At 69.0% G+C, this 12,560-nt stretch carries 9 protein-coding genes; 7 read left to right on the top strand and 2 right to left on the bottom strand.

Going from position 1 to position 12,560, the window contains the following annotated elements:
* Window position 1: 1 nt before the first annotated feature.
* A complete protein-coding gene (locus R3E10_13745) occupies window positions 2-2,092 on the bottom strand; it encodes a pyrroloquinoline quinone-dependent dehydrogenase (GenBank protein ID MEZ4416807.1) in 2,091 nt (696 codons plus the stop codon).
* Between the two features lie 126 nt (window positions 2,093-2,218).
* On the opposite strand from R3E10_13745, the gene R3E10_13740 reads away from it, so the two are divergent.
* The 7 genes from R3E10_13740 (at window position 2,219) to R3E10_13710 (ending at window position 11,972) form a co-directional block, all read left to right on the top strand.
* Window positions 2,219-3,376, top strand: a complete 1,158-nt coding sequence (locus tag R3E10_13740; protein MEZ4416806.1) for a histidine kinase — start codon at window positions 2,219-2,221, stop codon at window positions 3,374-3,376.
* Window positions 3,373-4,125 carry a LytTR family DNA-binding domain-containing protein gene (locus tag R3E10_13735; protein MEZ4416805.1) on the top strand — a complete coding sequence of 251 codons (753 nt, stop codon included), beginning with the start codon at window positions 3,373-3,375 and terminating at the stop codon, window positions 4,123-4,125. Before R3E10_13740 ends, R3E10_13735 begins: the two co-directional genes overlap by 4 nt.
* On the top strand, window positions 4,122-5,348 hold the full coding sequence (locus R3E10_13730) for an ABC transporter permease (protein ID MEZ4416804.1): 1,227 nt from the start codon (window positions 4,122-4,124) through the stop codon (window positions 5,346-5,348). Before R3E10_13735 ends, R3E10_13730 begins: the two co-directional genes overlap by 4 nt.
* Window positions 5,349-5,358: 10 nt before the next feature.
* Window positions 5,359-5,877 carry a prolyl-tRNA synthetase associated domain-containing protein gene (locus tag R3E10_13725; protein MEZ4416803.1) on the top strand — a complete coding sequence of 173 codons (519 nt, stop codon included), beginning with the start codon at window positions 5,359-5,361 and terminating at the stop codon, window positions 5,875-5,877.
* Between the two features lie 32 nt (window positions 5,878-5,909).
* A complete protein-coding gene (locus tag R3E10_13720) occupies window positions 5,910-8,969 on the top strand; it encodes a M48 family metalloprotease (protein ID MEZ4416802.1) in 3,060 nt (1,019 codons plus the stop codon).
* 62 nt (window positions 8,970-9,031) lie between these two features.
* The gene (locus R3E10_13715) at window positions 9,032-9,364 is read left to right on the top strand and encodes a PadR family transcriptional regulator (protein ID MEZ4416801.1); all 333 of its coding nucleotides are present in this window, start codon (window positions 9,032-9,034) and stop codon (window positions 9,362-9,364) included.
* Window positions 9,365-9,368: 4 nt separating this feature from the next.
* On the top strand, window positions 9,369-11,972 hold the full coding sequence (locus R3E10_13710; protein MEZ4416800.1) for an ADOP family duplicated permease: 2,604 nt from the start codon (window positions 9,369-9,371) through the stop codon (window positions 11,970-11,972).
* 1 nt (window position 11,973) lies between these two features.
* On the opposite strand, the gene R3E10_13705 is transcribed toward R3E10_13710, so the two are convergent.
* The gene (locus R3E10_13705; protein MEZ4416799.1) at window positions 11,974-12,369 is read right to left on the bottom strand and encodes an SET domain-containing protein; all 396 of its coding nucleotides are present in this window, start codon (window positions 12,367-12,369) and stop codon (window positions 11,974-11,976) included.
* Window positions 12,370-12,560: the final 191 nt, after the last annotated feature.

Here is a 12,560-nt window from a genome sequence, read left to right as displayed (position 1 = left end):
CTCACTCCGGCAGAGCGAACGCCACGATGTGGTCTCCGGACGTGCCGATCCCGGAGCGCCCACCTGCTGCGATGACCACATACTGTCGGCCGCGGTAGCGATACGTCATGGGCGAAGCCTGTCCGCCGGCCGGCAACGCATGCTCCCAGAGCAGATCGCCCGTTTCGGTGGCGTATGCGCGAATGCGATCGTCCATCCCCCCGGCGATGAAGGTCAGCCCGCCCGCAGTGCTGAGGGGCCCTCCGAACGTCAACGACCCCCAGGCCGGGTCGGGGTGGACGGGTCCCGATGGGGTCTCGAACGCTGCCAGCCCACCATGGGGGCGCTCCCAGCGGATGGTGCCGGTGGCGAGGTCGACGGCGACCAGCTTGGACCAGGGCGGAGGGGAGCAGGGGACCCCGTCCGCTCCGATCAGGGGCATTCGACTCATGCCGTAGGGCGTGCCTCCCTGGCGCGCGTATTCGAGACCCTGTTCTCGATTCTGCAGGCGGGTGTCGAAGTCGGGGCGGCGGTGGAGCTGGACGAACATCGCCAAGCGCTTGATCGGCACGACCAGCAGGTGGCGCTCGGGATCCCAGGCCGCTCCGTCCCAGTTCATGCCGCCTCCGAACCCCGGCCACAGGAGAGACCCCTCCAGCGAAGGGGGCGTATACATCCCTTCGTTGCGCAGCCGGCCGATCCATTCGCCACAAGCCCTGCGGCTCTCCTCCGTCAGGCCGAAGGCCGAGTCAGGCGTGAGCACGCTCTCGTGCAGGGGGGGCAGGCTGGGGAAGGGCTGGGTAGGCCAGCTCGATTCGCCGGGTACGTCGCTCTGCGGCACGGGTCGCTCGGTGACCGGAAGAAGGGGTTCGCCGGTCTCCCGGTCCAGAACGAAGAGCAGCCCCATCTTGGTGCCCACAACCACGGCGGCCCTCTGCCGACCCTCATGCTCGACGTCGATGAGCATGGGCTGGGAGGCGACGTCATAGTCCCACAGGTCGTGATGCACGACCTGGAAGGACCACACGAGCTCACCGGTGCCCGCCCGCAGCGCCACTACCGAATTGGCGAAGTCGTTCCGTCCGGGACGGTCGCCGCCGTAGAAGTCCGGAGCGGCGCTGCCGGTGGGCAGGAAGACCAGATCGCGTGCCGGATCGGCCGCGATCGGCGCCCAGACGTTGGCTGCGCCCGTGGAGTGGGCCGCCTCCTCCGTCCAGCCTTCCCAGCCCGGTGAACTCGGCGTGCGCGGGATCGGGTCGAAGCTCCAACGCAACGCACCGCTGCGGGTGTCGAACGCGCGTACGATCCCGCTTTCCACGTCGCGCCGACGATTGTCACCGATGGCGGACCCCACGACCAGCACGTCACCTACCACGGCTGGCGGCGACGTCACCAGGTACTGGCCGACGTCGACCTCCTGCTCGCCCAGCGACACACCCAGGTCGAGGCGAACGACGCCCTCGGTTCCGAAGTCCGTACACGGTGATCCGGTGGCCGCGTCCAACGCGATGAGGCGGGCTTCGATGGTGGCGACGAAGATGCGGTGGGCGCAGGTGGCTGCGGCCGGTGCCGTCGGATCATCCCAAGCGGACACTCCTCGGGAGATGAAGTCTTCCGAGTAGCCGTGGTCCACGCTGACGTGCGGATCGTAGGCCCAGCGCTGCTCGCCGGTGGCCGGGTCCAGGGACAGCACCCGATTGAGCGGTGTGGAGACGACCAAAGCGCCGGAGCGCATGAGCGGCGTGGTCTCGAAGCGCAAGTCTTGCCCGTGGCAGGCCGAGCAGGTTCCCCCCGCCCGTGGGTCGACAGGCAGCCCATCGCCCCGCACGCCCTCGGTTCCGTGACGCTCCGGATCGAACATCTCGGCGGGCACGTCGCCCGCCCGCGCGGTCCACGCCATCTCCAGACGCGCCACGTTGCCGGTGTGCACGTCACGCAGCGGGGAGTACTTGGTGCCGCCGGCATCATTGGCATAGTGGCGCCATTCCACGTCCGGCGAGGACTCACCGGTCTCGGAAGCGGGAGGCGCGCAGCCGGTCAGCCACAGGAGCATCAGCGCGGCCACGGCGAACGCCGGGCAGAGCGGGCGGGCCGAGGAACTCGTCGTGTTCATGGGTGCCTCCGAGAGCATGCGACCATACAGCAATCTCCACCCGAGCCCCGTGCGGTCCAGCGATCGGGGCCCGGCGGGACCAGGGCGGGGCGAGCGGGTCGGAAGGCACTTTGCGAACGGAGGGCGATGCCCGAACGTCCTTGCATGCCGCTGACCGACCTTTCAGCCGAACCGCGTTCCCGGGACCCCGACCGGGCGACCGGGCTCGACCGCCGGACCGTCCTGGTCATCCTGGGCGTGTTCCTGGTGGAGGGCATCTTCCGCACCGGCTATTTCCACTTCGGGGAGCGTGCGGAGGGTAGCACCCGACCGTTCCTGGATACGTTGCTCTCCGAGACGACGGGCTCACTGGCCGTCATCGCGGTCTTCTTCGCCGTGCTGCTGCCGTTGTGCGCGCGTTGGCGCATCCGCCGCGGCGCGTTTCCTCACGTGCTGCCCCCCTATGTCGTCGGCTTCGTGCTGTTCTCGGGACTGAAGACGCTGATCATGTGGGGGAGCCGAAGCCTTCTGTGGCCTTTGGCGGGACTGGGGCGCTATGACTACGGCGACCTCGGGTACCGGTTCTTGATGGAGGGGTCGAACGACGTGTTCGGCTTCGTGATCCTGGTGGGGGCGGTACACGCCGTGCGCGGCTGGCAGGAACAACAGCGACGTCGCCTGCACCAGGCCCAGTTGGAGGCACGCCTGCACGAAGCCCGGCTGCAGGCGCTCCAGGGCCAGCTCCAGCCCCACTTCCTGTTCAACACCCTGAACACGATCTCGTCGGTCATGTACGGCGATCCCGAGCGCGCCGATCGCCTGCTGTCCAGGCTGTCCGAGCTGCTCCGCTTTTCCCTCGCGGCACCGAGCCGTCCCCAGGTCACGGTGGAGGAGGAGCTCCAGATTCTGGAGCGCTACCTGGAGATCATGCGCACGCGCTTCGATGATCGGCTCCGCGTGTCCACACGCGTCGGGGAGGGCGCTCGCGAAGCCCTGGTCCCGTCCTTCCTGCTGCAGCCGCTGGTCGAGAACGCCATCCAGCATGGGGGAGACCGCGCCGGACCCCTGAGCGTGTGGGTGACGATGGAGACCGAGAACGCTCTGCTCACGGTACGTGTGGAGGACGACGGGGTGGGACTGGAAGGAGAGCCCACCGCCGCGTTCAGTCGGGGGATCGGCCTCTCCAATACGCGCGAGCGCCTCCGGCTGCTGTTCGGTGACGGAGCGGATCTCGAGGTGGCGCCGCGTTCCGGTGGTGGGGTGGTGGTGGAGGCCACGCTGCCGGTGGAGCGAGCGTCTTCGTGAGCGTGCTCACTGCGGTGGTCGTGGACGACGAGCCCCATGCGCGCTCGAAGATCCGACGCTTCCTTTCCGAAGATGCGCGGATCCGGGTCGTCGCCGAAGCCTCCGACGGACTCGAGGCCTTGGAAGTGTTGGAGCGGGAGCGTCCGCACCTGGTGTTCCTGGACATCCAGATGCCCGGCATGGACGGGTTCGAGGTGTTGCAGCAACTGGACCCCAGTGTGCAGCCCCAGGTGATCTTCGTCACGGCCCACGACGACCACGCGCTTCGTGCCTTCGAGGTGCACGCACTCGACTACCTGCTCAAACCCGTCGATCCGGACCGCTTCACGGAGACGCTGCAGCGTGCGGTCGACGCACACGAGCGGGGAACGGAGGCGCCGCTCCCCGCTGCGCTCCGTGCGACGCTGGCAGAGCGAACCCCCATCGAGCGCTTCCTCGTACGGTCGAGGGGTCGGATGGTGCTGGTGCCGGTCGCCCAGGTGGAGTGGATCGGCGCCGCGGGCAACTATGTCGAGGTCCACGTCGGAGATGCCGTCCACCTGGTGCGGGGTACGCTGGCGGACGTGGAAGACCGATTGCCGGCTGGCTGCTTCGCGCGCATACACCGCTCGACGATCATCCGCCTCGATCGCATCAAGGAGCTACAGCCGTGGTCGCACGGGGACTGGATGGTGATCCTCGACTCGGGCGTGGAACTGAAGCTCAGCCGCCGCTACCGGGAGCGCCTCGTAGGGCTGTTCGGCCCATGAGCCCCCTAGCCTCCGCGGTGCGGGCCGCGCTGGGCACCCTGCGGGAACATCCCTTGAGAACGGCGTTGTCTACGCTGGGTGTCGTCATCGGCGTGGCCTCTCTGATCGCGATCCTGGCCCTGGGGGAGGGTCTGGAGGCCTATTCGCGTGGCCAGATCGCGGGCACGACCGGCGTGCAGTCGATCGTCTTCGCCCCGCGTACGGTGGATCGTCTCGACGGCCTGCTCGTCCCTCGCGATTCGATCGTCCGGTTGGACGCCGCCGACGCCGCGGCCATCGCAGACACGTTGGCCGGGATCGGCGTTGCGGTGCTCGACCTGGATCGTTCCGCCTGGGTTTCGTTCGATGGGGACACGGCCCGCAAAGCGACGCTGTTGCGCGGGACGAGCACCGGTGCGGACGTCGTCTACAACCTCGTCCTGAAGTCGGGGCGGTTCCTGTCGCCCGTCGAGGTGCTCGCAGGTGCTCCGGCGGCTGTGGTCTCCCAGGCTCTGTTGGACGCTTCCGCTGAGGACCTGTCCGCGTGGATCGGTCGATCGCTACGGATCGGCGATGCCCGACTCGAGATCGTGGGGATCGTAGCCGCTGCTGCAGGACCTCCGGTCGTCTGGGTTCCGCTCCCACAAGCGAGCCTGCTGGTGGAGACACCTTCGTCCGTGGTGCCTCGACTGGTCGTGCGGGCCCAACGGGTGGAGGACGTGCGGGAGTGCGAGAGCCGGGCGGCCGCATGGATCGGCGCCCGGCACGGAGCGGCTGCCGAGTACTTCGAGATCCAGACGATGCGAAGGAGAGTGGAGCAGGTCGAGCAGGCGATGGGGGTCTTCAAGCTCGCCATGGGCTCCATCACGGGGATCTCCATCCTCGTGGGCGGGATCGGCATCATGAATGTGATGCTCTCGGCGGTGCAGGAGCGGACACGCGAGATCGGGATCCGCCGGGCCGCCGGTGCGCGACGTGCGGACGTGCTGATCCAGTTCCTGGCGGAGTCGGTGGCCGTCACGCTCGCCGGCGGTCTGTTGGGGATCGTGCTGGGCACGGCGGGGGCCTACGTGATCACCGCGGCCATCCGGCGGGCCACCGAGGCGCCGGTGTGGGCTCAGGTCACTCCTGCCACGGTGGCCGTGGGCATCGCGTCGGCCGTGGTGGTGGGCTTGGCCTTCGGGACGTACCCTGCAATGCGCGCCGCCCACCTGTCGCCCATCGATGCGATCCGCCACGAATAGCAGAGCCGCCGTGCACCGAATCGAGCCCCACACGCCCGAGCAGCTTTTCCGCCGCCTCGATGAGCTGACCATCGCCCATTCCACCATCGAGCACCCACCGGTCTTCACGGTCGACGAGGCCAAGCGGCTGAGGGGGACGATCCCCGGCGCCCACGTGAAGAACCTCTTTCTCCGGGACAAGAAGGGCGTGATGTGGTTGGTGGTCTGTCTGGAGGACCGACAGGTGGATCTGGCCTGGCTCTCCAGCCAATTGGGATGCAAGCGCCTGTCGTTCGGTAGCGCGGAGCGGCTCTGGCGGACCCTGGGCGTCGAGCCCGGTTCCGTCACGCCGTTCGGGATCATCAACGACCGGGGGCGCGAGGTGGGCGTGGCCCTGGACCGGGCGTTGCTGACCTACGATCCACTGAACTTCCACCCGCTGGTGAACGACAAGACCACATCGATCTCCGCGCCCGGGCTGACGGCGTTCCTGGAGGCCGAAGGCCACCCCCCTCTCTGGGTGGACTTCGACCGGATGCAGACCGCCTAGCCCACGGCACGGCCCCTGCACGGCCGCCAGGCATGGAGCTCTCGCTCGGCCTGGCGCTGTTGCCCGCATTGGTGGCGTGGTGGGGGGGGCGCCGCCTGGCGGCCCACCTCGCGGACCCGTCGTTCCCGGACCTGCTGCAAGCCCATCGGGCACGAGTCCAGCTCGCGACCGTCGCCGTGGGCGTCTCGGGCACCCTGCTCGTGGACGGCTTCGGCTGGGGCCACGTGGCCTTGACGGTGGCGGGTGCCCTGGTCGGAGGCTTCCCGGCGCGCCGCCGTATCTTTGACGAGCAGTGGACGTTGGCGGGATACGTCCTCCACCTCGCCCGCGTGGCGCTGGCCTTCTTCGGTGCCGCGCTTCCCCTGCTGTTCGTTCCTGCGATCGTGGTCCGACGCCCTGACTTCTATGTCTGGCTCGCTCCCGTCGCCGTGGCGTTGTCGGCAGTGCTCGCCTTCGACTCCCGCGTGCTGCTCCGGGTCCTGTCGGCCCGACCCCTGGAGGACACGGGGCTCCGGCAACGCTTCGCGGCGCTGGTGGAGCGCGCCACGGTGGACATGCCCCGCCTCTTGCTGATGACGGCGCCCGGCGGGCGCTGGGTAAACGCGTTCGCGCTTCCCCATCCTGGACGTCAGGCGGTCCTGTTGACCGAGGGGCTCCTCGAAGGTCTGGAGCCTGGAGAGGTCGACGCGATCTTCGCGCACGAGGTCGCGCACCTGGAGGAATTCACGCCGAAGCGCTGGTTCTGGCGCTCTCTGCCGCTGCCCCTGGCCACCGCGCTGGAAATGGCCGCGATCGGTGTCATCGGCCCGGACTCGGACGTCATGGTGTGGGTGGGAGGGATCCTGCCCTGGGTGCTCCTGGCCGCAATGGGGATGGCTGCTGCGGGCATCCGCGGTAGGGAGACCGCCTCCGACCTGCGTGCTGCGGAGCTGACGGGAGACCCGGAGCTCGTGATCCGGGCGCTCGAGAAGCTGCACGCCCTCAATCACCAACCGCGCCGCCTGGCCGCCCGGGTCGAGCGCCACGCGACCCACCCCAGTCTCGCGCGTCGCGCGCAGGCCATCCGCGAGCATGCGGGCCTACGCGGGGAGGCGCCGGTCGTCGGATCGTTGGCCGTGCGCAACGCCGACGATCCGCGCAAAGCGGTGCGCCTCCAGATCGATCGTATCGAGTGGTTCGAGGATCTCCCCCTCGAGGAGGGGCCACTCGACGACCTGGTTCTGGACGCCTCCTCCCTGGCGGCTGCTTTCCCCTACGACAGGCTGACCGAAGTGAGAGTGCACGCTCCGCGCGCGCAGCATCGCTCGCTGATGGTGCGGCGCGAGGACGGTAGCCAGTGGAAGCACCCGCTCGCCGCGGAGGACGCGGCCCGAGTGCAGGCCTTCTTGGACAGCATCGATCACAAGCTCGCCTCCGCCACCGCGGAAGCGCGCGCATCCTGGTACGCTTCGCCGTCCCTGGTGCGGGTGGCGGCCCTGATCGCCCTGCTGGTGGCGGCCACGGTGTACGACGGTGCGTCGCTGCTGAACGGTCTGGTCGCTCTGATCTGGCCGCTGGCCTTCACGCTGGCCAGCACCGGCGCTGCGCTTCTCATCGGTGCGATTCTCCGCCTGCTGCGAGCGCTTGCCGGCGGGGACGCGCTGCTGCTGCCGGGCCTGCACGCCGGTGTGGGTCTGGCGCTCTTCCTGTTGGCGTGGGTCCGAACGCGTCGTGGCCGGGGTGACCCGGTTCGGCAACGCGAGCGAGCGGCCTTGGTCCTGGTCCTGTGCGGCGGGCTCGGCATTGCGCTGGCCCTGGTGATGAGCTCTGGACCGGGCCAGGGCATGCACCTCTACCTGTGGGCCAAGTCGACGCCCGGCACCTTGATCACCCTGGCCTCCGCCGGAGCCGCTCTGCTGCTGGTGCCTTCGCGGCCGGCCCGCAGCCAGGGGATCCTGATCATGCTCTTCGCGGTGGCGTGGGGCGCCGTCGGAACGGACGCCTTCCGGAGCCGCTTCGCGGGAGACGTCCTGAGCACCGCGGGTCCTCGCATCGTGGCCCGCTCGGGCGGCATGGATCCGATCCGTGCCGTGTCGCTGCCCGACTGGCCGTCCGCACTGTCCGTCTCGCCTGCCGGCAGTCGACTGGCGGCCCTGATGTCCGGGGAGTGGGACGAGCCGGACGGGACCGGTTCCGAGTGGCCGAGTGGGTACCTCGTCGAGGCGGAGGGGGACTGGAAGGAGGTTCCGGGCTTCGACCTCGGCTGGTTGTCGGAAAACGATGTCGTCTCGCTGGCCTGGGCTGAAGAGGGATACGCGCTTCACCACACGGACCTGGCGGCGGATATCGTCACAACGTTGCCCCTGGATGTGGAGGGTGCTCCGACGCTGGCGGTGGATGAGGACGGGTGGGCCGTCTGGGAGATACGCGAGGGGGCGGAGGTGGTGCGACACGCCGGACGCGCTCAGGGGAGCGAAGTCTCCACGAGCCACTGGACCCTTCCCGCCGCAGCGCTTCCTGCCGCCGTGAATGTCGAGAGCGCGACGACGGGTAGCGTGTTGATCACCCGCACGGCCGTTCCCCTGTCGACCATGTCCGGCGCTGCCGGTATGCTCGCCTTCCTACGGGCTCTGTCGTCCCAGAGCGAGGTGTGGATCGTCGATGGAGCCGGGGTTCATGAGCTGGGCCGCACGGCGCTCCGCCTGATGTGCGGCCCGGCGGTTGGAGTGCCGGGCCGTCACCTGTGCGCGGCTCCGGTGGCCGATCGGGCAGAGTTCTGGGCCTTCGAGGCGAGCGCGCGCCGGCCTGTCCCTCTGGGCCGGCTGGGCGGCTGGACGGAGCCGAGCTGGATGGCGGACCACGGACTCGCCATCCAACGACTGGGCAAGCCGCCCTTGCTGGTGGACGGCGACCCATTCGTGGTGCGTGTGCCGGAGCCCTCGACCGCGCAAGCCACCGTCCCCACCTACGGGCCGAGCCAGTGGTGGGACGGTGTGGTGGCCCTCAGCTACCGGCCGGGCGTGGCGGCCTTGGTCCGCTGGTCTGCGGACAGCGCCAACGTGGTCGTCTACCGGGCGCCCGCAGACGGGGGGGCCCGCGGGGCTTTACCCTAGACAATTTAGGGTAAGTGAATTAGGGTACGCTCCAGCAGTCGACCCCAACGCCGGAGCTGTTGTTGAGCGGACGCGTCGAGTTGGTGCCGGGGACGCTGGAGATGCTGATCCTGAAGGCCGTGTCCGTGGAGGCGCGTCACGGGTTCGGCATCGCACGCTGGATCGAGCACGTCACCGGAGACCGCCTGAGCGTCGAGGAGGGCGCGCTCTACCCTGCGCTCCACCGAATGGAGAAGAGAGGCTGGCTGCGCTCCTCCTGGCATCGCACGGATCACGGGCGACGTGCACGGATCTACCGCCTCACCACCGAAGGCAGGGCCGAATTGGTGCGGCAGACCGAGCGCTGGGAAGGATCGACCTGGGCAGTGCGCAGAGTCCTGGGAGCGGAGGGGTGAGGGGATGGACGAAGACCGGGAGGGCCGGCGCATCGAAGAGGAGCTCGCTCACCACCTCGCCGAACTGACGGACGAGCTGGTACGCTCCGGACTGACGCTGGAGCAAGCTCGACGGGAGGCGGCGAGACGGTTCGGTGATCCCGGTCAGGTGGCGAGACGTACGCGACAGGTGTCCCGTGGGGGCGTTCTCGCGACGTTCGCGGGGCTCCGTTCCGATCTCACCCATGCGACTCGCGCCCTGGCACGCGCTCCGGTCTTCGCCGTGGGGGTGATGCTGACTCTGGCACTGACGCTGGCGGCGTGTGTCACGGTGTTCAGCCTGGTCTGGCAGGTCCTGCTCCGGCCGCTCGCCATCGCCGACCCGGACTCCTTGGTCATCCTGCTCGAACGCATGCCGGAGGAGGGGATCGAGGCGAGCCCCACGTCGGCAGCCACGTTCCAGGATTGGCAGCGCGATCTGCGCATGGCGGGGCGCCTGGTCGCTTGGGAATGGGACTCATGGACCCTCGCGGATCCGGAGCGCCCCGAAGAACTCATCGGCGTTCGCATGTCTCCCGATACCTGGACGGTATTGGGAATCACACCCGCACTCGGTAGGACGTTCACGGCGGACGACGACATTGTGGAGGGGACCAACCCCGCGGTGATGCTCTCCCACGGGTACTGGCAGCGCCGTTTCGGCGGGGACGCCACCGCCGTAGGGCGGACTGTGCGCATCGATGGACGCGACCATGAGGTCGTTGGCATCCTGCCCCCTCGTCTGGAGGTGCTGTCGGCGCAGGCAGAGATCTTCCTGCCGACCGCCTTTCGGCCGGAGGATCCGACCAATCGAGGGGGGCGCACGCTCACCGCGGCCGCCCGAGTGGCGCCCGGCGCAAACGTAGGCCGCTTGTCCGCCGAAATCGCGGCACTGACCGAGCGCTACTCCGAGCTGTACCCTACGTCGGCTCGCGGCTGGAGCGCCCACGCGCAGCCGGTCGGGGAGTACCTTCTGAGTACCACCCGTCCGCGCCTGCTCGCGGCCAGCGCCGGGGTTGCGCTGTTGTTGCTCGTCGCGGTTGTGAATCTGGCGAATCTCTTCTTGGTGCGGACGTCCGATCGACGGAGTGACACGGCGGTCCGTGCCGCCCTTGGAGCGAGCGGCCTTCGGTTGCTGGCGGTCCCTGTCCTGGAAGCGCTGCTTCTGGCGTTCGGGGGTGCGGTGGCTGGCCTACTGCTGGCCTGGGGCCTGGGAGGCTGGCTCGTCGATGCGTTGGGGCCCACGCTGCCGCGTTCGTTCGAGGCAGCACCTGGTCTGCCGGCGGTCGTGGTAGGCGTCACGGCGGCGCTCTGTATCGCGTTGACGGCAGGTATGGTGCCCGCTTGGTGGACTGAACGTAGTCGGAGTGCATCGTCCGGGCTCGCACTCGGCAGCCGCCGCGCCACCCGGCGGGGCACGCGCTCCCGTCAGGGACTCGCCGTCGCTCAGCTCGGATTGAGCGCGGTGCTGTTGGTGGCTGCGGGGCTGCTGATCCGAACCGTACAGGCGGTGGGTGCCATCGACGTCGGCTTCGCCCCCACTGGCGCGGTCGCGGCGCGCGTCTCGCTGGACGGATCACGCCATCAAGGGCGGGAGGGTCAGCGTGTCTACTACGATCGGCTCCTCGCGCGAGTACGTGCGATCCCGGGTGTGCGCGCGGCCGGACTCACATCCGCCCTTCCCATGGATCCGGTGGCGGCCAACTTCGACCTCCCCACGCGCAAAGACGCTTCGGTCCCCTGGAGCGAGGCACCTCAGGTGGATTTCCGCATCGCCTCCCCCGGTCTGGACAGGGCGCTGGGGCTCAGGATTCTCGAAGGGCGCTTCTTCGACGATCGTGATCGAGGCGGCCCTCCGGTGGCCGTGGTGAACCGTTCGCTCGCTGAGTCCTTCTGGCCCGGAGAGAGCGCCGTCGGCAAGCCGATCCAGAACGTCTGGCGTCAGGACGCGTTCTTCGAGGTGATCGGAGTCGTCGAGGACACTCGCTTCTATGGTCCGACCGCATCCCTCCGTCGCGAGATGTTTTATCCTTCCGATCAGGTGGGCTGGGGGTTCATGACCGTCGTGGCGCGGGTGGACGGCCCTGCCGCGCGCTTCGTTGCCGAGCTCGCAGGTGCCGTTTCCGATGTGGACGCACTGCTACCTCCGCAGGCCACCTTCCCCGTCGAGACCCTGGTGACGGCGACCACGGCCAGTCAGCGCTTCTACGCCGCGCTGCTCGCGGCGTTCGCCCTGCTGGCCGTTTCGCTCGCCGCGACCGGTGTCTACGCCGTGCTGGCCTATGGCGTGCGACTACGGCGGCGCGAGTTGGGCGTACGCCTGGCCATGGGCGCTACCCGGCGCCAGGTGACCTCCCTGGTGGTACGGAGCGGAGTCCTGATGGGTGTCTCGGGCGCGGCCCTGGGCGTCCTCGGGGCGATTCCGGCTACACGCCTTGTCCGCGGCATGCTGTACGGCGTCACGCCGGTCGATCCCACCACATTCGGCGTGGTCGCGGGTCTGCTGGTGCTGGTCGCGATCGCTGCATGTGTCGACCCAGCCGCCAGGGCGGCACGCCTCGATCCAGCCCGCATCCTGCAAGACGACTAGCTCAGCCTACCCGCCGGGGCCGCCAATCCTCCAGGCCGTCCAGCCGACTGCGCAGGTCGAAGCTGCGATAGTCGCAGGTGAGCTCCTCGCCCGCCGCGATGTCCCGATTCGCATAGGTTGCGTCCTCGAGGTCGTCGCAGTTCGGCTCGAAGGAGTGGTTCATGAAGCGTCCGGCGTCCCCGCACAGCACGTAGATGCCTTCATCCGTCTGGTAGACCCAGTCGGTGAGTTGCGTGCGGAACGGCTCCGGGAACGCGGCGAGTTGCTCCGGCGTCATCTCCCAATCCACGCCCTCGGTGAACTCCCACACCTTGGTGCCGCGGGTGAGCGGCTGTGCGGAAAACACGCCCGTACCATGGACAGAACTGCGCCGCAGAATCGTTGGGATCAGGAACATGTGCGGACCTCCGACCCGCACGGGAACCGACACCTGCGAGCTCCGGAGCGGAGGCGCGATGTGTGCCGGCGGGGAATACGATAGCATCGCCCGGCCGCCCCTCAAGGGGTGCGGGTGCATCGGAGCGCTTTGGCGAGGCGGGTTCCGGGGCGATCCAAGCACAACCGGGGGGCCCGCGGCTGCCAACGCGG

The organism is Gemmatimonadota bacterium (assembly GCA_041390105.1).
Taxonomy (GTDB): domain Bacteria; phylum Gemmatimonadota; class Gemmatimonadetes; order Longimicrobiales; family Gaopeijiaceae; genus JAGQIF01.
Note: the sequence above shows the minus strand (reverse complement) of the source record. Positions and strands in the feature narration are given on the sequence as shown.

Bases quoted from the DNA above. Each gene is read 5' to 3' on its own strand.
- R3E10_13745 (MEZ4416807.1), bottom strand. From the start codon at position 2,092: ATGAACACGACGAGTTCCTCGGCCCGCCCGCTCTGCCCGGCGTTCGCC.
- R3E10_13740 (MEZ4416806.1), top strand. From the start codon at position 2,219: ATGCCCGAACGTCCTTGCATGCCGCTGACCGACCTTTCAGCCGAACCG.
- R3E10_13730 (MEZ4416804.1), top strand. From the start codon at position 4,122: ATGAGCCCCCTAGCCTCCGCGGTGCGGGCCGCGCTGGGCACCCTGCGG.
- R3E10_13720 (MEZ4416802.1), top strand. From the start codon at position 5,910: ATGGAGCTCTCGCTCGGCCTGGCGCTGTTGCCCGCATTGGTGGCGTGG.
- R3E10_13710 (MEZ4416800.1), top strand. From the start codon at position 9,369: ATGGACGAAGACCGGGAGGGCCGGCGCATCGAAGAGGAGCTCGCTCAC.
- R3E10_13705 (MEZ4416799.1), bottom strand. From the start codon at position 12,369: ATGTTCCTGATCCCAACGATTCTGCGGCGCAGTTCTGTCCATGGTACG.